We start from the raw sequence: 18,529 nt of genomic DNA on the forward strand, positions 1-18,529 counted from the left end.
TCTTTTATTTGCGTCGTTGGCGTCGATTCTTCTGAGTTGACTTTTTCTCCTCTTTTGTGCTTTCTGACTTGCTCTCTGGTTTCAGCTGTGTGGTTTTAGGATTAGATGATTTTGGAGCATTTTCAGCTTTCAGCTCGTTATTGCCGGTAGTTGTTTGAACTTGGCCTTCACCTTTTGCGTGATCTGTATTCAGAGCAGTAACGCTAAATCCAGATCGATGCATCACTTGCATCCCCTGACATAACCCATTAAACGGAATGTTGAAACTGACTGACATCGATGGCCTTGAGCGATTCATGGTCGTCGTTTGTACGATGAATCGCTTGCCAGAAAAAGGTCCCACAATGTTTAAGTAACTCATGAGAGTCTATGCTGATTTTGCTTTTCAAGGCATCGAGTTAGTTTTTTTTGATCAGTTTGAGTTTAGTGAAGACACCTTGCTTGATTTTAAGGTACAATTTATACACTAATACTTCTCTTGATGACAGGTCGTTTTGACAATATTCATCCTGAGCTGACATGTGAGCATGCTCGGCAGATTCTTCTTCGACCTATTAATGAGTTGGAGTCGCAAAGCGATTACTATATGGCTGCGTCTCATTTGATTAATTGCCCGGGATCAGATACTGAGCAAGCTTTGGTAGATTTGTTGGAAAATCCTCTCAATGAGCAAGCTGTAAATATTGCGAAACGAAAGGCTGTGGAAGTTCTCGGAAGGCTGGGTGCTGAGTCTTCGATCTCTGTAATTGGTCGATGCTTGTGGTCTGATGATCGTTACTTGGTTGAAAACACTGTCTGCTCACTTAGGCAGCTAAAATGTAATCAGACTGATCTGATTGCAAAAATAATCAATCTTCTAAAAGACGATGATTACAATCAACGCGTTTTAATTCAATGCTTGGCGAGCTTATCTGTACAGGAAAGTCTCACGACTATTCAGGTATTCAAGAATGTCGAATCTCCCGGGATCAGAGGTGCCGCAATTGCTGCAGATGCTCAACTCACAGGTTGCAGGAAGGAGCTTTCTGTTGTTGCTGACCATCTTTTGCTGCCAAACCAGATGGATCGTCAATGTGCAATCCAGGATCTAATCGATGCCCAGGCAGTTGAGCAGCTTCCTGCCATTGTTAGCTCGCCAGTGTCGCCGACCTTTCGAGTTCGCGCTTGCAGGCTTCTACTGAATTCACTAGATCATTCAGCGTTGGTCGAATCAATGCACCTCGTTGATGCTGTTCTGATTGATAATCCAAGCGATATCAACATTGTGCATGAGTATGACGTCACGCCTGGTCTCGACTTTTTAGTGCGTGACCTCTTCAACACCGATTTCAGTCGATGTTATCTTGCCATGAAGACGTTGAGTCAAATGCCTTCGCAAGTGCTCTGGCCTGTAATTTCAAGAGAGTGGGAAGAAGAAGCTCATAACGACTATGGGGCTCATTATTTCTTCATGCGGTTAATTGGTTCTCGATCTGATTGGCCTCAGCAAGCAGTGCATTCTATTGATGAAATCCTGAAAAGTTCAGCAATTAATATGCGACCTCAGTTTCAAAAGAGTCGTCCTGCAGCCATGTATTCTATGGCTCAATGGAATCCAGATAGCTTTCTCGAGCTTATGCCAATGTTTTTGTCTGATCAATATTTGCCTGCTTGGGATTGTCGTTATGTGGCGATCCTGGCGTTGGAATCAATTTCTAGTCAAGCCAATCAAGCTCAAGTTGAAGATTTATTGAAATCACTTGTCGATGACGATGATTGTTTTGTTCAAGCCAGGCTGGCATCGATACGACTGGCTTGATTGAACCTGTTGTTTCAATATGGATGGAATTGACTCTAATATGCTCCTTGCGCTGGTGTAGTATTGAACGATATTTGCACGTATTTATATGGACGCGTCTAGCAACTCCATTGACTCTTTATTTGCTGATTTAGTCCATCCAAATCCCAATATTCGCTTCACTGCTTGTTCACTTCTTGCTGAGCAGTTCCCTGAGGAGGCAATGCCAAGGCTGTTCGCTTTGATGCACGATTCTGATCCAGGTGTGTATCGCACTGCTGTTAAAGCTCTAGGCATGATCGGCCATAAGAGTGTCCCCGATCTGATTCAACTGTTTGACTCATCTGATAATGGAACTATTAGAGCATGTTGTATTAAGGCAATCGTTCAGGTCTCAGTCAGTTTTCCTGATCAAGCTTTTTCTGTTGACACGATCACGATGTTGGAAAAAGCTCTCGATGATGACAGCCCGGTAGTGGCTCAGTCCGCTCTGATGACTCTTGGCCATCTTTCCAAACAAGCTTCAGAAGAAGCTCGTGTTATTCCTTTGTTGATTAAAGCCTGCGACAATAGCAATATTGCACATGTTCAAGGTGCGGCTATGTCTCTGGCTGAATTAGATTCTCCATTGGTGAATGAATGCCTGCAAAGGCTGGTTCAAGATGATTCTAAAGACGAATTAATTCGCGAAGTTGCTCAAGCTAGTCTTGAGAGACGACAGAGTCTGGGTTTTAACTAGCGGAAGTCCTAGTTTTTATTTAGTACATTCACTGCCACAGTCATCACAGACTTAACCTGTTCATCTTTTTCAGTTTTTATTGCATCTTTAATTCGATCTATTGCATCTTTTGCTTCCATTTTCATCAAAGCAAGTGATGTGTTTTTTCTGACTTGCTTGGATTTATCTTTGAGCATCTTGCACAATTGATTGGAGGCATCTTCGGGTTCTAGGATTTTGCCGGCCATAGTGGCCGCTTCCGCACGAACTTCGCTGGCCTCATCAGATAACGCTTTGATAAGTGCAATTTTCGCTGAATTGCTCGTTTGCTCCTGAATCTGTTCAGCCAGCACTGTGATCGCAGCGATGCGGATTTCAACATTGTCTGATTGTGTCGCTTGATCAAATGCATCTGGTGCTTTCGAACCAATAAAGCTCAGTGCCAGATTGATAAGCCCCACTTGAAAAGCTGTGCAGTCTGGTTCCACCAGAATTTGAAGTAGGGCATCGATTGCAGGGACGCCAATTGTTGCCATGGCGCCTGCCGATGATCCTTGAACGACTGGATCAGAATCTGTTTTGAATGCTTCAACGAGATTCGGTAATGCTTTTCTGCTACCAATTAAATTTAGTGTTTTCGCAGATGCGCGTCGAATGATGACATTCGGGTTGTTTTTCAATGCATCGCATAAATATGGAACAGCTGCTTCACCCACATTCCCAAGACTTTGCGCGAATGTCAGTCGTAAAGCACCACGCTGATCTCCCAATCCAGCAATCATTTGCTTGATTGAAGTTTGATCAGAGCGAGGGGTCTCTTGATCAGTCAGTTTTTGCTTCAGTACTTCAGCCAGCTCGAAAGCTTCCTGCTCGGTGAGACTGTCAAGTTCTTCTATTTGTTGATTCGATGTTGCCTCACTCATGGTCATCATTCGCTTGTATTGAATCTAATTGATTGGCTCGAAGCTCTGTTGGTTGGCCATTGGCAAAAAAAAACCCATCTAAAGATGGGTTTAGGAACCTATTGATCAAACTTGCATTTAGATCAAACTTGCATTGGGATCAGAAGTGAACTCCGAAAGGGCGGAATGCCACGTAATCGGTCATCTTTGGAGTCTGATGTCCGCTGTACTGCTGTTGAGGCAGTTTGACTGGGGTCCTCTGAACTGAGGTGTAGGTGAATGCCTGGGGCTTTGCCTCTTCTCTCGATGCAATCGCAAGTGGATTGATCGTACGGCTGTTGCGGCCTTGAGCATTGTCGCTGACAGCAACCTTCATGCCGCCCAGTTCACGCATCAGGTTGAAGGAACGTGTGAACATCCCTGCATAGGAATCGTGGCTTCTTTGGTAAGGAACGATGTCCGAACCAAAGACCTCGGTGTACTCAGCCGAGTCAGTCAGCTTGTCGATCAGTGCATCAAAGCCGGCTTCAGCCTGCAGTTTGATGTGATTCTGGACTTCCTCTTGATTCAGAGGAGGTCTGCCAAGCAAGTGCTTGAAGTTCAGCTCAATACCACGCTGTGCTCCCACAGAATGGAAGAAGTTTGCTTTGTAGAAATCTGATTTCGCTAAGCCGTTGACAAAATCACGGACTGTGATTTCACCATTCATCATCCTGACCTCCAGTGAGGTCTCTCTTTGACTCTCTCTGGGATGAAGGTTTCCGAAAACCTGACGATACGCGGCAGCTATTACGCGTTCGAGAGCTGCAGAATTATCTGGGTTGTATTGATCGAAAACAGCTCCAAAGGGACATTCAGCGTGAAGTCGGGGACCAATCCCAATTCCCATGGAGGCACAGTGCTGCCTCTTGTACTCGGCGCGTGCCCCTGCAAATGTGCGGTGGATTGTGTTTTTGCCTGCTTTGCTGGGTGTTGAATACGCAGCAGGCCCGGTTCGGGTTGCTGAAGTGTTTGATTTGAGACTGGTTTCTGGGCCGAGCATGATGTGAATTGGGGATAGGTTTGACTATTGGTCCCGAATTACCCCTGATAGTTGCTTTAGACGCTGAAGCTCAAGAGCAATCGGTTTCAAACTTTGAGGGAACAAGAAAAACCTTATCGGCCTCTTGTTGCTGTCGAGAATGGTGTAAGTCTTTGTTTTCGGCCAATGATGTGGCCGAATGGAATGTCCCATGATTCAGCAATGCCACAAGTTTGGCGTGATGATTACTTTCGAGCTGAAGGTAATAAAAAAGGGTGGGCAGAAATGCCCACCCCAATCACATTGCTGAATTATTCAACAGTTGAACTGACGAATCAGCCCAGGGAGTTGATCACGTAATCGAGCAGGTTGTTGTAGGCAGTCAGAGCCTGGGGGCTCATGTCACGAGGTGAGCAACCGTCGTTACGCATCTGGGAGAAACCAGCCACGTAGGTGCCAGCGTCGATGCTGAGGGCCTTGTAGACCTCTTTCTGACCATTGATGGCCAGCTCATCCAGGGGGCCGGTGCCGCCGGTGACCAGGCAGTAGTTGATCAGACGCAGGTAGTGAACGAAGTCACGCTTGCACTTCTCTTTGCCTTCGGTGGCACACGCACGGGGCTGACGGCCGGTAGCACCGTTGGGGTACTGGGCGTATACAGCGTCAACAGCACGCTGAGCAATGGCGTCGTAACCGGAAGCCAGCTTTTCAGCAGCTTCCAGACGTGCAGCTGCACGCTGGATGGAACCCTGAACGGATTCCATGTCGGAAGCAGAGGGGAAGCGGGAAGCGCTATCGGCTGCACCGACAACAGTGGTGATGACGGACTTCATGATGAAGGATGTGTGTTGTTTTGAACGATCAAACAGATAGGGCTCAGCTGATGGCGCTGATCACCATGTCGAAGTAGCTGCCAGCTTCAGCAGACAGGCTTGCGCAGTCACCCTGGGTGACAGGCATCTTCTTGGCCTGGCTGTTGGTGTTGGTGATCAGAGCACCAGCAGCAGCCTTCATGATGGCCACAGCTCGGGAAGCGGAACCTGTAGGAACGCCCAGTGCGGCGTAGGTTTCGCGCAGACCGTTCAGGCAGCGGTCCTGCAGCACGGAAGCATCGCCGGCCAGAAGGGCGTAGCTCACATAACGGAGAACAATCTCACCGTCGCGCAGGCATGCAGCCATTTTGCGGTTGGTGTACACGCCGCCGTTAGGCGCGGTCAGGCCGGTGTTTTCGCAGCAGATACCTGCAACGGCATCAGAAACGATGCAAGCGGCGTTAGAAGTAATCGCATTGACAGCGTCGAGACGCTTGTTGCCATCGGAGATGAAGGACTTGAGGGAGGCCAGCTCGCCTCCGCCGATGAAAGCGCCGCTGGAATCGGCCGAGACGGCCTTCCGGGAGAATGCGTCGAGCATGGGTGCTTCGGAAAGTTTTAGAGGGGGATGCAAATCCGCATCACGAATGACGTTAACCCTGCTTTCTGTCCCCCCACCAAAAGCAGATTGTCAGGACACACAAGTTTGCAAACTCAAATCCAAGGAAAAACCAAAAATTGCAAACCTGTCGCCTCTCTGGCTTTGGTTGCCCTGCGCTGCAGTGGGTCTTGATGTTTATGACGTCTGTTTAAGGACCCATCCATGGCGCTCTTTCACTGCTAACAACGCAACTGATCGAGTTTCATGGCGAAGGTCTGTTAAGCCTTTCGGTGCAAGCTTGCAACAGGATCGAGCAGCTGTTGTGAACGTCCTGGCTGATCCAGGTGGTCTTTCAGTCGTGATGATGCAAATCAGCTCGGCGCTCATGCGCTTGTTGCATATCGAACCTTGTGTCATCGCACAGTTGCCATCGTTCGGTTCAACTCTCAATCAATCAACGTTTTGCTTCAGTCATGGCTGGGCTGGCCATTGGTTCAGAGCATTTTGATCCTTTGCTCTTGTCGCAGGTAAACGTTTGAGAGGAAGACGTTGAATTTTTTGAATTCTCCCGTCCTTCAGCTGAATCATATGCTGTCTCATCGCGAGTCAGGCTCGAGTGTGATCAGAGAGCAAGGTCTGTCAGATCTTCCGGAGTTCAGGGTGTGCCGTCCAAGCTCATTGGCAGTTAATGAATGCTGAAGCATTTTTCTCTGAGCTCTTGATGTCTGGTCTGTTCCATCGTCTGCAAGGTCTCATCCTCTCCTGCATCCGCAACCCAGCCTTCCCGCTCGCGCACGCACTGATCTTGCTCCGAGCTCCGGTTGGCCGATCGAATCCTCTGAATTGGTCTTAGTTGGAGCTGATCTAATCCTCGACTCAGGTGGTCGATCGAGTCGATCAAGGCTCTTCAATTTTGCTTGCGTGACCTTGTTAGAGGATTCAGTTCAGTCTTGACTGGCTTTCGCTGGATTGATCACTGATGTCTCAGCGTTGACAACAATTTGTAGAACAGATTTGTTGCTTTCTCGAGTTGTTGAGGTTGCTCGTTGCTTTCAGAAGACTTTTTTAATCATTTATTAAATCAATTCCAGTTGCCCTATCTTGAAAATTATTCGTTATCGTAGCAATCCTCCCGCGAATGCTTCGGTTGCTTTTTGACTTGATCGTTGCTCTCAACTTGGAGTTCAGTTTGGATTGTGAGGCCTCCCCTCCTGTGAAGCATTCCGACAGCTCATCGGATTGCCCCGGGTTTGTCTCACACATGTTGATTGTAAATTTATGCAGATTTAACTCTCTGGAATTGAGTCATTCAGGGCTTTCATCCTGTCTGATAGCATAAATCAGCTTTCTGTAAAACAAATGCCAGTCTCTGCTGAAGCGGAAAAAGCGTTGCCACGTTTTGTCGAGACACTGAACAATGACCAGAATTTTCAGAATCAGTTAAATCAGGTGAGTGATATAGAAGGCCTTCGTAAGGCCGTTCAATCTGTTGACCCATCCCTAACAGGTGCCGCCCTGATCCCACTCGATCAGGCCACCCGTCCTCCGAAGATTCTTGTGGATTCCGGTGTGATTAATAATGCTCTCCCCTGGAGGCTGCTGCGTTGCACTGGCGGACCACTTGTTTTGCAATTGATCTGCACCAACGCTAATTTTGCAATCTGGATCGAGAGTTGCTGATGAATTCTCAAGAACTCCCCCGTTTTGTCAATGAGGTGATTCGGTCTCATGAGCTTGCGACGGGATTAAAACCTCTTGTATCGCACGAGGAGATTATCGCTTATGCCCAAAGTCAGGGCTTCAATATTAATCAGAATGAATGGAACTCTTACTTTGAACGTGACTTCGCTCAGTTATCTGATTCCACTCAGCAAAAAATCCTAGCTGCTCAGACCAGTCATTGGTCATGGGCTTTTCGTCAGACTTCTGCTTGGAGAGCTATGCTGATGGAGGGTGCGGACACGAATCATTCCTGATTCTCGTGCTCAGATCACGATATTGTGAGGTGAATGATGTCTGATGCTGAACAGGATCAAATCCTTGAACAATTTATCGCCCTAGCTAAAGCAGATCAAAGTCTTCAAGACGAGATCAAGGCGGCACTCAATCAGGATCAAGTCATTGCCATTGCGGCAGAACGTGGTTTTTTAATCGACCCGCTAGCTATTTTAAGGAAGTGGAGCAAGCATACCGACTTCTCCAAGCCAACATGGATGGGTTGGTTCTCGGAGTGATTTCAAGTATTGATATCTGAATAACGTGTTTGTTTTCCTCCTCGTTTCGCCCAATAAGTTACGAGACTTTCCCCGCCAGGTCTAGGGACGCTCGCAATTGCCCTTAAAATTTTAAATGAACGGTTTGGCCCCATCGGCCAGTTACCCACGGCTTTAATTTGCCTTACTTTTCCACCGATTTCGTCCATACATTTTTCAAACTTCTCGAGTTGCGTTTGATCAACAGTTTCAAATATAAAATCAGTTCCTTCGCAGATCAGATGTTGTGATCGTATCCATCCTTTGAGCTGTTTTATGCTGTTTTGCATTCATTCTTTGGTTTTGTCGATCCATTCAGATGTGACCATCTCAGAAAGATCTTCGACTCGTTTGAACTTAAGTGGACCATGTTCAGAACCCCATCGTACTTCATCTGTTTCGGGGTCAAAACCTCTGTCGCGGCTTACCCAACTTTGTTCGTTCACTTCAACCTCGCTGACGAGATAAGTTAGTTTCCCGTCTCGAGGTACTATGCATGCTTTGCCTGGCTCTACATTGCCAATATAGTGACCAGCTGTTTTTTCTGTGAAGTACATTGCGCATCCGCATCTTCTTTCCAGGCTATTGAGATCTAACGAATCAAGTAATTCTGGTCTTCGCCCAGATCCAGCCAACCGCTCTTTATTGCTGAAACCAAAGTTCTCTACAACAAAGATATCTTCTTTGTAATACAAGCGATGAATTCCCTGTCTATAAGGATCCCATGGAGAATAGTCGTAATATTGCTCTGAATAAAAGCCGGGTCCTTGAAAGATATGCCACGGTAGTGGCCTGAATACAATATTAATTCGAGCAAAGTCTTTGGGTCGCTCTTGAGACTGTGCAAAATTATCAAAGACGCCAGATAATGTTTTTGCGAATCTGATTTTTTCTTCAGGTTTCATGAATGGGATGTAGTCGCTGAGGACTAAACAGAGATTTTTCTGACTTCGGAAGCAAATGAAGCTTGCAGAATGCCCGATCCCTTTGATGTTTTCAGGACTGATGAGCGGCAGCGGACATGATCAGAAATGAACCAAATTCTTTCTTCTGCAATGGATTGATCATAGTGAGTCTTGAGAATGAACGTGCCATCATCAAGAAAACGGTATTCTGACTCTGCTGCTACCGACTCTGCATAGCCAACGCTTCTCAATAGTTTCCCGGATTGTTCATCGTTCGGGATCGGCAGAATGATGCACGACCCACTGGAAACTTCACTGGGATCGTCAGGTTCCCAATCACTCTCTGCACTCCATTCCATTGAAAAGGGAGAAATGTAGTGGCTGTCATTGGGTTGTGATGAAGCTTTGATCAGCTCCCGCAGCTGATTGTCGTCATCAATGAATTCTTTGATTGATATTTCACTGACTACATCTTCGAATTGTTGAAATGCAAGGGAGTGTCCGCTTCTCATTGAGCGCCATTCTCCGATGCTTTGAGCAACAAACTGCTCAATATTCATCAGTGTTTCTGCCGTGACTGTCGAATCCTTCAGTGTTTTTAGGCAAATTTGCTTGCATCATGTTGACCATTGAGTCAACCATCATCGACATTGCCATGGGGACCGATGATACAGACTTATTAAAAGCGTCTGTCTGATTCGGGTCAGACCTGGTCGTGTCTCTAAGAATTGGCATGTCAGGGTGTGTAAACGAGAAAAACTAGGTGCGTGTCTGAAAGACGGAATTGAATTGACGTTAGCTAACGCCAATTCAATTATCTCTGATGCCATGAACAATCAGAGCTCAATCTTATGAAGGTTTAAGCCTTCGAAATAGAAACGATCCGACCACCTTGGGCTTGGATGCTCCGCAGAGTTGCGGACATTGAAGTTTGGCTGACAACTGATTTCTGCATCACACGACGATTGGCACTGACCTGACGACGGGTTGTCCAAAAGATTGAGATTCCATTGGCGTTGCCAACGCTCTTGCGATTGACAATCGCTGGAGCATTTCCAGTGGAGAGGCTGCTCAGGAGTTTTGATTCATTGCTGGCCGCGTCATAGCCTGCGAAACCTGCATCAACAGCAATTCCTCGTGTGTAATTAATCGTTCGTCCACCACTGATGGATTGGCTTGAGCGATTATGAGGTACTCCGTCGATACCAAATGCTGCGAGATATTCTTCGCTATAGGTGTAACTAGCAATTTCCGCTTCATATCCTTCGGTGCTCAGCTTGCTGACATGTTCCATCAGCTCTTGCTGATCATGAGGGGGTCTGCCAAGTAAATGCTTGAAATTGAGCTCTACAAATTGATAGGGACTCCTGTCTTCAAGAAATAGTTTCTTATATGTATCCGACTGTGCCAGAGCTGTCACGAAGCCTTGAACAGTTAAATCTCCATTCATAAACAAGGCTTCGAGAGACTTGTTGACGTCAAGCTCCATGAGATGACGGTTGCCAAAAACCTGTTTGTAGATGCTTTGAATCACATCATCAGCATGTCCCAGATCTGCATTTGCCTGGGTCGCCAGTGTGGTGGTTTCCGTCATGTCTCAGGTGATTAGGTGATTAGGTGATGAGTTGATTTTTAGGCCTTTTGAATATCAAAAGACCCTTTCAACAGGTCAATACTGGAGGTTTGCTTACATCACTTCGGTGATGGAAACGATTTTTCCACCTCTAGCGTGGATGTACTTCATCTGGCTGGACATGTCTTTGCCAGAAACCAGATAAGTGTTGCCTGCGGTGCGTTGTCTGGTGCGAGCAGCTTGAGCTGCAACCACAATCCGGAAGCGCTTTTTGGTGGGATCTGGTGCACCAGATTGAGTACCAGTTCTGTTGATTCTGGTGGTGGTGGAGCTCCAACCGCCGGGAACCATTCCCGTTGCCACTGAGGTGACCAACGAAGAACTTGTCAGAACTGTGTCACTTGCAGCGAAACCTTCGGCCAGCTTGAGGTGACGGTTAAAGGCAACTTGTGAGCGACCATCTTCGGAGAGAATTCGTGCAAATGGCACGGTATCTTCACCAAAAGTGCTTTGGTATTCTTCACAGTCAACGTAACTGCAAATTTCGGCTTCATAACCTCCTTCAGCAAGAATTCGTGTGTGATCACTGATTTCTGCTTGTGATTTTGGTGCACGTCCGAGGAAATGCTTGAAGTTCAGTTCGATGAATCGATAGGGAGCATTCGTCTCGAAGAAACGCTTTTTGTATTCGGCTGAAAGACCAATCGCCCGTACAAACTCGCGAGTGCTTAGATAGCCATCGATGAATTTGCTTTCTGCCGAGACTGACCTTTCGAATTCCATGAGGTGAGGGTTGCCCATCACCTGCTTGTATGTGGCCCGGATCAGGGCATTCAGCTGATCTGCACTATCGCCAGGGCAGCGCTGGAACGTTTCTTGTTCTCTTTGTCCCAGGCCAAAGAACACGTAAGAATCTCCGCGCATCGGTGCGCTATCGCTGCCGCTGGTGATTCCAGGCGCTTTGCTGGCGATCTGTCCCCTTGAGAATGCAGAGGACGGGCGGACTCCAATGGTCTCAGAAGGACTGCTGATGCGAGGAGCAATGCCCGATGCCATGCTGGTTGTCAGTGCACTGCTGCCTCCGCGTGCGCTGTCACTTCCAGCAAAGCTCTTTTGCAGTGCTGCCAGCATGGGGAATGCTGATGTGGCTAGATCTGCAGGTGAACTCCACGCACGGGCGTAAGGAACAATGTCACTGCCGAAAACTTCGAGATATTCAGCGGAATCGATGATGCTGTCAATCAGCGCATCGTGGCCATTTTCAGCTTGCAAACTGATTTTTTGGGACACCTCACCCTGAGAATGCGGTGCTCGACCCAGGAGGTGCTTGAAGTTCAGTTCGATTCCACGTTGCGGGGCAACTGAAGAAAAGAATCGAGATTTGTAAAAGCTTGACTTCGCCAGTCCTCGGACGAAATTTCTGACATCGAGTTCGCCGTTGCGCAGTTGCGCTTCAAGTTCATTGCAGCGTTCGTAATCCATGACGTGGGCGTTCCCGAACACCTGTCGGTAACTGGCAGCAATCACTTCATCCAGTGATGCTTGGTCGTCAGGGCTGTAGCACTCTGCGGTAACGCGGTGTGGGCAATCCTCATGGCTGCGAGGGCCCACGCCGATCGCCATCTGATCGCATGACTGCTTGAGGAATTCGCCAATGGTGAGTGCAGGTTTCGGAGCGTTCTGACCTTTTCTCTGGAAGCTGACAGGCTTATTCCATTTGGTTTCAGCGCCGAATCCGTTCGAAGTTTGGTTGGTTGCCATGGTTCAGATCAATGAATGGGGTTGGGTCGTGGTCGAATGTTTGTTCTGATGCGTTCAGGTCACCGGAGTGATGCTTGCGATCTTTCCGCCTTCTCGGTGAATCCTTTTGAACTGTTCGGAAAGCTTGTCGAAGGGAACGTAGAAGACTCGGTTACTGCGGGTGTAGCGAGAGATTCGTCGCACGTTGTTGGCGCTGTAGCCAGTGACCTCCACTCGGTAGGTCACTCCCTCCTCGCCAGCACCGGCACCCAGTCGGGTGGGTGCATCCTGCAAGTTGGTGGAGGGGCGGAAACTCCAGCCTGTCGCTTGGGTGGATGAAGGCGGAACCACGGGAAGTGGCAGGTTTTGGTATGCCGCGCCGCCAAGTTTGCTGCGATTACCAGCCAGATCACCTTTCAGGCTGCTGCTGCTGTTTCCACGTAATAACTGGAAGCTCCAGGTGAATTCCTGAAGGGTCGTGCAGCATTCGGTTTTCCAACCCCTTTGATAGGGGACTGTCCATTCACCGAAAGCATTTTGGTAATCGGCTGAATCCAGAAAACTGTCGATATCTGATTCATACCCCTGGCTGTCCAGACGCTCAGCATGGGTGCGCATTTCCTGGAAGTCTTCAGGAGCCCGTCCTAGAAGGTGTCTGAAGGCCAGCTCGATGTAGCGGTACCGTGCGCAGGTATCGAAAAAGCGTGTGCGGTAGAGCTCGCTCTTCGCGATGCGCCGCACCAGTTCTCGAACGCTGATCTCACCGAGCTTGAACTGCGATTCAGCAATGATTTGGCGCTCGCTTTCCATGACGTAAGCGTTGCCAAGCACCTGCTGATACACCTTGCGGATGATCTGCTCCTTCTTGGCATCGTCGTCGCCAGGGAGCAGTTCGAGGGGGGCTTCACTCTCGTCCGAGAAGCGCTCGACCCCCAAAAGCGAGGCAGGACCGAAGGGCATGAAGGTTCTCGCGATATTCGCGGACCCATCGTCCGTCAGATCCGCCGTGCGAGAGCGCGTTCTTTATAAAGCTCAATCAAGTGTGTCTAAATATTGCGTGACATGACAATTCTGTGCTCCTGGAAGGGGTTTGAAGCATGCATCAGTTTTGGTTTGATGAATCATTTTTAGCTTTCAGCGATTCCAGGCTTGTCCGTGTCGAGCTGCGTGTGAGCGGGTTCCATTGATCAAGTTCAAGGGGTGCACGGTTCAGCAATGCTTCCAGTTGCTGGTCGAGACCCCTGCAAAGGCTGAAGTCAGCCCCTCGAATGGATTCGACGCAGTCCAGGGCCGCAGATTCCAGGTCTGCGCCTCTGAAATCGGCCATGTCGAGCTGGCTGGTTCCAAAGCGCGTGCCTCTGCACATCGCACCACGCAGGTTTGCGTGTCGAAGATCTGCTCCAGCCATTGCAGTGCCATCGAGAATTGCCCCGCTGAGATCGGTTCCGCTGAGATAGGCGCCCATCAAGACAGCTTTGCGCAGGTCAACTCCTCTTAAGTCAGCGTTATTGAGAAATGCGCCATTTAGCTTTGCTCCTGGGCCCACAGCTCCGCAGTTTTGATGATCGAAATCGTCGGGAAATTTGGTTTGTGAGTCGTATATCGCCAGTCTTAGATCTGCTCCTTCCAGTTTGCATTGGCTTAAATCACTGCCGCGAAGGTTGCAACGGCAAAGCAAGGCTCCGCTCAGATCACGTTGGCCTAAATCCCGATGGCTCCAGTCGGAACCACGAGCGTCCACGGCTGGACCTTTGGCGTCTTCAGGCGTTTGAGTTTCGGGAGCTGTCCAGGTACGAAGGTCGATGAATTGAGATGTCAGAGCTCGAGCCTCCTTGATGGCGCTGAAAGGAGGTTACCCCTTTGCTGTCAGGCTGAAGTTAATCAAGGAGCTCTAAAGCCTGATTGTTCTTGCGGTCAAGCTGTTGCTCATTGTCCAAGTCTTGATGGTATCTCGGCTTGAAAGGACTCAGGATGGTTCGCTGATTTTGGTGCTTTTTCTTGGTTTCATCAAGCCATAAAAAAGCACCGACTGGAGAGGTCGATGCTGTTATCTTCACGCTTGGTTGAGATGGAGTCTTGAATCACCTAGGACGGTTAAGTCATGCCCAGGTTTTTGCATTTTTAGACTGATACATCCGTTGGAATGCTCCGCTATAGGGGTCTTTGACTGCCTTGGAGTAAACGAATCCACTCACATCGTATCCGGGGCCCGATTCAGATATCCGACGGGCATTGCTGAACTCCATGACCAGTTGGCTGCGCGACTCGATCGTTGTGTCTGAAGCAGCGTTGGCCGGAGTCACTCTGGCGAGATTTGTGAATGTGGAGCAATAAGCGCCAGCTGCCGAAGTCCAGGCACGTGGGTAGGGAACAGTGTCTGTTCCAAACACTTCCATATACTCCCCAGAGTGAGTGATTTTGTAGACCAAAGCATCAAAGCCACTCTCCGCGACCAGCTTGATGGCTGCGCTCACTTCGGCTTGATTGATCGGGGGCCTTCCAAGCAGATGCTTGTAGTTCAATTCGATGCCACGAATCGGTGAAACACGATGGAAATACTTTTCTTTATAGAGGTCTGACTTGGCGAGTCCGGCCACGAAATCTCGAACGCTGATTTCGCCGTTGCTGAGTTGCGATTCCAGCTCAGTGCAGCGTTGATTGTCCATGGGCCCGAGGTTTCCGAATACCTGCTTGTAACTCGCTGCGATGGCTCTCTCTAAGGCCTCACTTCCGTTTGCTGCATAAACGTCGTTCACGCTGCTGAAAGGGCATTCGCTGTGGACTCTTGGTCCGATGCCGATGCCCATGGCGGAACATAGGTTTTCTTTGTATTCCTCAGGAGTTGACGCTGCCCGGCCCTTGCGTGGTATCAAGTTGCCTTTCTCGCACTCCTGACGGTAGAGATTGGTCGTCTTGTTTTGTATTGCTTTCTTGGAGTTCCCTGTGGCGTAAGAGACGCGGTTCAGGTTCGTGAAATCACGTGTCGGCTTGATGGCGACCATTACTGATCTCAAAGGGGTATTTGTGACCAGACAATAATCGCGTTTACAGATGAACTCCGCAGAGCCACGAGGCTTGCAACAAAATGTTTTCTGGCGATTTTTTGGTTTTCTTAACGATCGGCGATTGGCCGCTTAATGATTCTTAATTCCTCGTTTTCCATTGATTTGGGTGTCATCGAGTGATGCTGTTTCTGCGCTTGAGTAGCTTTTTGACGCCAAGGCCTCGAGTTGTCCTGAGCAATCATCTGAAAGATGGCGCCCTGTGTGGCCAATGCTGACTGAGATGAATTTCTGGTTCCAGCGCACTTCAGCTAGCGAGTGCTGTACATTTCCCCGGCCACAATCAGAAGGACTCTGATCAGTTCAAAGGCTCCGATAGCAGCCAGGCCAAGCCATACCTTTTTGGCCCATTCAGGCGTTTTGATGTAGGCAGGGACGAGCGTTTCAATTTCAATCCTGGCCTGTAGCTTTTGATCCCATTGTTGATCCCTCCAGTCGCTTCCGTAGCGAGGGAATTGCTGGTAAATCGGCATCACTCCTGTTGATGCCCCGGGAATGACGCGGGAGCGCTGAGTTGGAACATCGTCGTAACCAAAAGAATCAAGATATTCACTGCTGTCGAGCACAGCATCGACAAAGCTGCTGAAGCCTTTTTCTGCAATCAGAATTGACCAGCTAATTCGTTCACTTTGCCCATGTACTTCGCGACCTAGAACGCGACCGACCACCTGGTCGACAAGTCTGTAATTCGTGCTGCAGGCTACGTAGCCTTCCTGAAAGCGCCTGGACAGCAGTAAGCCGCGGATGAAGTCCCTGGTTGTGATGCTTCCATCCCGAAACTGGGATTCCAGATTCACGTCACGATCGCATTTCATGGCGTGAAAAAAGATTTGCCGGTAGGCCTGCTCGATCTGGAAGTTCCGGTCTTCACGGCTTGGGAATGTGGCGCGATTCAGCTCAGCCTTCAGGCCACCCTGGTCGCCGACACGATTGTTCTGGCTTGTGAGCGGGTAGTCGAGCAGCTGAAGCGCCATCCGTAGAAATGCTCAATGAACGCCGATCATTTTATGCCTGCTGCACGGCCTTACTGCTGCGCCCCGTCGTGTCTCTTCATCTCGTTGCCAATAATGATGCAGAGATGAGATAACGCGTCACCGAGTGATTCAGCATCAGCCCCTGCTCCAAGTTTGCGATAACTGGTCACTGAATGCAGACGTAGGCACTCCAGTGCCAGCAGTAATGCAGGCACTGGAACATCGAGCAGTGCGTAAAGCTGCGCTAGGCATCGCATGCCCTCGCTGTCGGTGACGTCGGTCCTGCGTAAGGCAGTCCCGTAAAGGCTGACCCGCAGAAAATGGAAGCAGTCGCGCCAGCAGGCTTCGGCCCGTTCCTGAGGAAACAACTGGCCGCCCGGTTGCACCAGCTGCGGCTGTTCTCTCAAAAGATCCGCGCGCGCTTGGTCAACAAGATCGGAAGCCTGTCGCTGAAGTGCAGCCAGTGGAGCGGCTTCAAGGCCTGACCAGCCACAGCACAAGTGAATCTCCTCGTCAGTCAGTAAGCGTTTGTTCTGATCGGCTCCATGGATCAGAACACGCAGTTGCTCCGGAAGGCTGGGATCTCCATCGAGCCCACACACCTTCGAATGTCGTGCCAGTTCTTGGATTTGTTCTGCTGAGGCGGAACTCACGGATGAACAGCGTTGTTTCTGGAAGTGATGGGAAGAATCGGACACGCGGTCAGCCAGCCGTGGCGTTCCAGATAGAAAGCCCATGCAATCTCCTGGCCAACTCCCGGGCAATGACAGGGGATGGCATCCGCGATTGGATCACTCACTCCCAGATTCTTCAGCAGTGTTCCAACATCGGATGCGGACCTGACTGCCGTACTGCGGATGGCGGCACCAACAACCCAGGTGAGTTTGGTCGCCTCTAACGGGCAGGCATCGCTTTCGCAGGCGAGCAGCACATTTCCAGGTTCTGGCATGGCTGCGAAGGTGTCCTGCCAGAGCTGCAGGTCCTCGGGCTTCAGGTTGAGCCGCAGGATCTGATCGCCGACCGAATGGAGCTGTTCGTTTTGATCTCCGACCCCCTCGATCAACGACATGAGGTTGGCCTGCTGTGATCCATCCATCGCTCAAGTCCGGCCTTGGGAACTGTATCCGTACTGTTCGGAATCTCCGGTGTCGAACGCCAGGGATGTCACCAGAAGCCTATGGAGTGAGGCCCGGTTGTGCTGGCGCCAGGCACTCCTGGACAACCCACGCACGATCGATACGATCGGGCCGCCACCGCTCGTGTCCCATGGCTGCAGCTGAATCCAATGCACTGATGGTCCAGCAGCTCAGTCGTCAATTGCATGTCGTCAGCGAGATTGCTGAGTCACTCACGCTGCGTTTGCTTGCACTGGAGGAGCGTTTTGAGCAGTTGCATCTGAATGCTTTGTCGGATGGATCAGACCCCGTGCCAGACGAAGCAAGTCAACAGCTGCTTGACGACAGTGGTGACCGTCTCAGACATCTGCAGGGGTTGCTGGGCGAAGAGGCCCCCGGTCAGGTCGTCAAACTCGTGACGCCAACATCCGAAGAGATGGCCCCAGCCTGCCGGGATGAAGAGGTCTCTGATCCTGACGATCTGGAGGACATTGAGGCTGAGCTTGAGACGTCGCTGAATGAGACGGTCTACGTGGATGACCCGCAACTTGAGCCTTCACAAGAGGAGGTCAAGGATCAGGACGAAAATGATCAGATTGATCTCCTGAGTGCCTGATCATTGGGTGGGGGCCAGGTCCGATTCGGCTGCTTACAGCTCAAGCAGGCGGACCCTGAACTGAGCAACCTGGCGTGCCTGTTTTGGCTCTGACTGCACAAACGGATGATCGTTCAAATGGTCGATCACTGTTTCGATTTTTTCATCGATTGATTTGTTCTCAAGTTCGCCGCGCCTGAGACATTCCTTCCAGACGGGATCGAACACCATGGCGAATCCGTCAGCGTTGTTGAACTGTCGATCGTCGTTAACCGGGATTGGAATCAATGAGCGGTTCTGCGAAGTGCCAGGACCAGGATTTGAGCTGTGGGTGATGCGACTATTGACCCGTTAAAACACTCAGCTTGGTTCAGCAGTAATCAAGACAACGCCTTTCAGCAAAGGCTTGTCTTGCTGTTCCCATACCGCGTCCTTACGTTTGGTTCGGTTTGGCGGTACGTCCTTCGCCCTCCTGATCGTTG

At 49.6% G+C, this 18,529-nt stretch carries 24 protein-coding genes; 7 read left to right on the forward strand and 17 right to left on the reverse strand.

All coding sequences use genetic code 11. The features are described 5' to 3' along the window. Positions 1–4: 4 nt before the first annotated feature. Positions 5–277, reverse strand: a complete 273-nt coding sequence (locus tag SynBIOSE41_RS02690; RefSeq protein WP_186539509.1) for a hypothetical protein — start codon at positions 275–277, stop codon at positions 5–7. Positions 278–481: 204 nt separating this feature from the next. Between SynBIOSE41_RS02690 and SynBIOSE41_RS02695 the strand changes: the two genes are divergently transcribed. Together SynBIOSE41_RS02695 and SynBIOSE41_RS02700 are read left to right on the forward strand one after the other, a co-directional pair. Then, a complete protein-coding gene (locus SynBIOSE41_RS02695; RefSeq protein WP_186539510.1) occupies positions 482–1,798 on the forward strand; it encodes a HEAT repeat domain-containing protein in 1,317 nt (438 codons plus the stop codon). Between the two features lie 88 nt (positions 1,799–1,886). Continuing rightward, positions 1,887–2,516, forward strand: a complete 630-nt coding sequence (locus tag SynBIOSE41_RS02700) for a HEAT repeat domain-containing protein (RefSeq protein ID WP_186539511.1) — start codon at positions 1,887–1,889, stop codon at positions 2,514–2,516. Between the two features lie 8 nt (positions 2,517–2,524). Here SynBIOSE41_RS02700 and SynBIOSE41_RS02705 read toward each other — a convergent pair whose 3' ends face one another. The 4 genes from SynBIOSE41_RS02705 to SynBIOSE41_RS02720 all read right to left on the reverse strand — a co-directional run bounded on the left by SynBIOSE41_RS02705 (position 2,525) and on the right by SynBIOSE41_RS02720 (position 5,831). After that, positions 2,525–3,418 carry a HEAT repeat domain-containing protein gene (locus SynBIOSE41_RS02705; protein WP_186539512.1) on the reverse strand — a complete coding sequence of 298 codons (894 nt, stop codon included), beginning with the start codon at positions 3,416–3,418 and terminating at the stop codon, positions 2,525–2,527. A gap of 139 nt (positions 3,419–3,557) precedes the next feature. Beyond that, positions 3,558–4,439 carry a phycobilisome rod-core linker polypeptide gene (locus SynBIOSE41_RS02710; RefSeq protein ID WP_186539513.1) on the reverse strand — a complete coding sequence of 294 codons (882 nt, stop codon included), beginning with the start codon at positions 4,437–4,439 and terminating at the stop codon, positions 3,558–3,560. Positions 4,440–4,753: 314 nt separating this feature from the next. Beyond that, positions 4,754–5,251, reverse strand: a complete 498-nt coding sequence (gene mpeA, locus SynBIOSE41_RS02715; protein ID WP_066904288.1) for a class 2 C-phycoerythrin subunit alpha — start codon at positions 5,249–5,251, stop codon at positions 4,754–4,756. Between the two features lie 43 nt (positions 5,252–5,294). After that, positions 5,295–5,831, reverse strand: a complete 537-nt coding sequence (locus SynBIOSE41_RS02720; protein ID WP_066904285.1) for a bleomycin hydrolase — start codon at positions 5,829–5,831, stop codon at positions 5,295–5,297. Between SynBIOSE41_RS02720 and SynBIOSE41_RS02725 the strand changes: the two genes are divergently transcribed. The 4 genes from SynBIOSE41_RS02725 (at position 5,830) to SynBIOSE41_RS02740 (ending at position 8,065) form a co-directional block, all read left to right on the forward strand. After that, a complete protein-coding gene (locus SynBIOSE41_RS02725) occupies positions 5,830–6,339 on the forward strand; it encodes a hypothetical protein (RefSeq protein WP_186539514.1) in 510 nt (169 codons plus the stop codon). The two genes, SynBIOSE41_RS02720 and SynBIOSE41_RS02725, sit on opposite strands and share 2 nt — an antisense overlap. Before the next feature lie 851 nt (positions 6,340–7,190). After that, the gene (locus SynBIOSE41_RS02730; protein WP_066904279.1) at positions 7,191–7,511 is read left to right on the forward strand and encodes a hypothetical protein; all 321 of its coding nucleotides are present in this window, start codon (positions 7,191–7,193) and stop codon (positions 7,509–7,511) included. Further along, positions 7,511–7,807: a Nif11-like leader peptide family natural product precursor gene (locus SynBIOSE41_RS02735; RefSeq protein ID WP_186539515.1), complete on the forward strand. Its 297-nt coding sequence runs from the start codon at positions 7,511–7,513 to the stop codon at positions 7,805–7,807. Before SynBIOSE41_RS02730 ends, SynBIOSE41_RS02735 begins: the two co-directional genes overlap by 1 nt. 36 nt (positions 7,808–7,843) lie before the next feature. Continuing rightward, positions 7,844–8,065 carry a Nif11-like leader peptide family natural product precursor gene (locus SynBIOSE41_RS02740; protein ID WP_186539516.1) on the forward strand — a complete coding sequence of 74 codons (222 nt, stop codon included), beginning with the start codon at positions 7,844–7,846 and terminating at the stop codon, positions 8,063–8,065. Positions 8,066–8,067: 2 nt separating this feature from the next. Here the strand turns inward: SynBIOSE41_RS02740 and SynBIOSE41_RS02745 are convergent, their stop codons facing one another. From SynBIOSE41_RS02745 to SynBIOSE41_RS02795, 11 genes are all read right to left on the reverse strand, one after another. Next, positions 8,068–8,373 carry a CpeR family transcriptional regulator gene (locus tag SynBIOSE41_RS02745; protein WP_186539517.1) on the reverse strand — a complete coding sequence of 102 codons (306 nt, stop codon included), beginning with the start codon at positions 8,371–8,373 and terminating at the stop codon, positions 8,068–8,070. Then, the gene (locus tag SynBIOSE41_RS02750) at positions 8,374–8,988 is read right to left on the reverse strand and encodes a chromophore lyase CpcT/CpeT (protein ID WP_186539518.1); all 615 of its coding nucleotides are present in this window, start codon (positions 8,986–8,988) and stop codon (positions 8,374–8,376) included. It abuts the gene before it with no gap. Between the two features lie 23 nt (positions 8,989–9,011). Continuing rightward, a complete protein-coding gene (locus SynBIOSE41_RS02755) occupies positions 9,012–9,548 on the reverse strand; it encodes a phycobiliprotein lyase (RefSeq protein ID WP_186539519.1) in 537 nt (178 codons plus the stop codon). Between the two features lie 299 nt (positions 9,549–9,847). Continuing rightward, positions 9,848–10,582: a phycobilisome rod-core linker polypeptide gene (locus tag SynBIOSE41_RS02760; RefSeq protein WP_186539520.1), complete on the reverse strand. Its 735-nt coding sequence runs from the start codon at positions 10,580–10,582 to the stop codon at positions 9,848–9,850. Between the two features lie 93 nt (positions 10,583–10,675). Continuing rightward, on the reverse strand, positions 10,676–12,322 hold the full coding sequence (locus SynBIOSE41_RS02765) for a phycobilisome rod-core linker polypeptide (RefSeq protein ID WP_186539521.1): 1,647 nt from the start codon (positions 12,320–12,322) through the stop codon (positions 10,676–10,678). A 54-nt stretch (positions 12,323–12,376) separates the two neighbouring features. Beyond that, positions 12,377–13,261 (reverse strand): phycobilisome linker polypeptide, encoded by an 885-nt coding sequence (locus SynBIOSE41_RS02770; protein WP_186539522.1) that lies wholly within the window; start codon positions 13,259–13,261, stop codon positions 12,377–12,379. 142 nt (positions 13,262–13,403) lie between these two features. Beyond that, positions 13,404–14,105, reverse strand: a complete 702-nt coding sequence (locus SynBIOSE41_RS02775) for a pentapeptide repeat-containing protein (protein ID WP_186540717.1) — start codon at positions 14,103–14,105, stop codon at positions 13,404–13,406. Positions 14,106–14,400: 295 nt separating this feature from the next. Further along, positions 14,401–15,303, reverse strand: coding sequence for a phycobilisome rod-core linker polypeptide (locus SynBIOSE41_RS02780; protein ID WP_186539523.1), 903 nt, complete (start codon positions 15,301–15,303; stop codon positions 14,401–14,403). Positions 15,304–15,614: 311 nt separating this feature from the next. Continuing rightward, on the reverse strand, positions 15,615–16,337 hold the full coding sequence (locus SynBIOSE41_RS02785; RefSeq protein WP_186539524.1) for a phycobilisome rod-core linker polypeptide: 723 nt from the start codon (positions 16,335–16,337) through the stop codon (positions 15,615–15,617). 50 nt (positions 16,338–16,387) lie between these two features. Then, positions 16,388–16,990 (reverse strand): phycobilisome polypeptide, encoded by a 603-nt coding sequence (locus tag SynBIOSE41_RS02790; RefSeq protein ID WP_186539525.1) that lies wholly within the window; start codon positions 16,988–16,990, stop codon positions 16,388–16,390. Next, positions 16,987–17,433, reverse strand: coding sequence for a hypothetical protein (locus tag SynBIOSE41_RS02795; protein ID WP_066904241.1), 447 nt, complete (start codon positions 17,431–17,433; stop codon positions 16,987–16,989). The genes SynBIOSE41_RS02790 and SynBIOSE41_RS02795 overlap by 4 nt, the downstream gene beginning before the upstream one ends. A 170-nt stretch (positions 17,434–17,603) precedes the next feature. Between SynBIOSE41_RS02795 and SynBIOSE41_RS02800 the strand changes: the two genes are divergently transcribed. Then, a complete protein-coding gene (locus SynBIOSE41_RS02800) occupies positions 17,604–18,068 on the forward strand; it encodes a hypothetical protein (RefSeq protein ID WP_186539526.1) in 465 nt (154 codons plus the stop codon). A 33-nt stretch (positions 18,069–18,101) separates the two neighbouring features. Here SynBIOSE41_RS02800 and SynBIOSE41_RS02805 read toward each other — a convergent pair whose 3' ends face one another. Further along, positions 18,102–18,335 carry a hypothetical protein gene (locus SynBIOSE41_RS02805; RefSeq protein WP_186539527.1) on the reverse strand — a complete coding sequence of 78 codons (234 nt, stop codon included), beginning with the start codon at positions 18,333–18,335 and terminating at the stop codon, positions 18,102–18,104. Positions 18,336–18,529 lie beyond the last annotated feature (194 nt).

The organism is Synechococcus sp. BIOS-E4-1 (genome assembly GCF_014279995.1).
Classification (GTDB): domain Bacteria; phylum Cyanobacteriota; class Cyanobacteriia; order PCC-6307; family Cyanobiaceae; genus Synechococcus_C.

Excerpts from the sequence above, each read along its gene's own strand:
- SynBIOSE41_RS02730 (WP_066904279.1), top strand. The coding sequence starts at position 7,191 with ATGCCAGTCTCTGCTGAAGCGGAAAAAGCGTTGCCACGTTTTGTCGAG.
- SynBIOSE41_RS02760 (WP_186539520.1), bottom strand. The coding sequence starts at position 10,582 with ATGACGGAAACCACCACACTGGCGACCCAGGCAAATGCAGATCTGGGA.
- SynBIOSE41_RS02755 (WP_186539519.1), bottom strand. The coding sequence starts at position 9,548 with ATGAATATTGAGCAGTTTGTTGCTCAAAGCATCGGAGAATGGCGCTCA.
- SynBIOSE41_RS02700 (WP_186539511.1), top strand. The coding sequence starts at position 1,887 with ATGGACGCGTCTAGCAACTCCATTGACTCTTTATTTGCTGATTTAGTC.
- SynBIOSE41_RS02710 (WP_186539513.1), bottom strand. The coding sequence starts at position 4,439 with ATGCTCGGCCCAGAAACCAGTCTCAAATCAAACACTTCAGCAACCCGA.
- SynBIOSE41_RS02750 (WP_186539518.1), bottom strand. The coding sequence starts at position 8,988 with ATGAAACCTGAAGAAAAAATCAGATTCGCAAAAACATTATCTGGCGTC.
- SynBIOSE41_RS02690 (WP_186539509.1), bottom strand. The coding sequence starts at position 277 with ATGTCAGTCAGTTTCAACATTCCGTTTAATGGGTTATGTCAGGGGATG.
- SynBIOSE41_RS02800 (WP_186539526.1), top strand. The coding sequence starts at position 17,604 with ATGGCTGCAGCTGAATCCAATGCACTGATGGTCCAGCAGCTCAGTCGT.
- SynBIOSE41_RS02770 (WP_186539522.1), bottom strand. The coding sequence starts at position 13,261 with ATGCCCTTCGGTCCTGCCTCGCTTTTGGGGGTCGAGCGCTTCTCGGAC.
- SynBIOSE41_RS02785 (WP_186539524.1), bottom strand. The coding sequence starts at position 16,337 with ATGGCGCTTCAGCTGCTCGACTACCCGCTCACAAGCCAGAACAATCGT.
- SynBIOSE41_RS02740 (WP_186539516.1), top strand. The coding sequence starts at position 7,844 with ATGTCTGATGCTGAACAGGATCAAATCCTTGAACAATTTATCGCCCTA.
- SynBIOSE41_RS02735 (WP_186539515.1), top strand. The coding sequence starts at position 7,511 with ATGAATTCTCAAGAACTCCCCCGTTTTGTCAATGAGGTGATTCGGTCT.
- mpeA (WP_066904288.1), bottom strand. The coding sequence starts at position 5,251 with ATGAAGTCCGTCATCACCACTGTTGTCGGTGCAGCCGATAGCGCTTCC.
- SynBIOSE41_RS02725 (WP_186539514.1), top strand. The coding sequence starts at position 5,830 with ATGGGTGCTTCGGAAAGTTTTAGAGGGGGATGCAAATCCGCATCACGA.
- SynBIOSE41_RS02705 (WP_186539512.1), bottom strand. The coding sequence starts at position 3,418 with ATGAGTGAGGCAACATCGAATCAACAAATAGAAGAACTTGACAGTCTC.
- SynBIOSE41_RS02695 (WP_186539510.1), top strand. The coding sequence starts at position 482 with ATGACAGGTCGTTTTGACAATATTCATCCTGAGCTGACATGTGAGCAT.
- SynBIOSE41_RS02765 (WP_186539521.1), bottom strand. The coding sequence starts at position 12,322 with ATGGCAACCAACCAAACTTCGAACGGATTCGGCGCTGAAACCAAATGG.
- SynBIOSE41_RS02720 (WP_066904285.1), bottom strand. The coding sequence starts at position 5,831 with ATGCTCGACGCATTCTCCCGGAAGGCCGTCTCGGCCGATTCCAGCGGC.
- SynBIOSE41_RS02795 (WP_066904241.1), bottom strand. The coding sequence starts at position 17,433 with ATGGATGGATCACAGCAGGCCAACCTCATGTCGTTGATCGAGGGGGTC.
- SynBIOSE41_RS02780 (WP_186539523.1), bottom strand. The coding sequence starts at position 15,303 with ATGGTCGCCATCAAGCCGACACGTGATTTCACGAACCTGAACCGCGTC.
- SynBIOSE41_RS02745 (WP_186539517.1), bottom strand. The coding sequence starts at position 8,373 with ATGCAAAACAGCATAAAACAGCTCAAAGGATGGATACGATCACAACAT.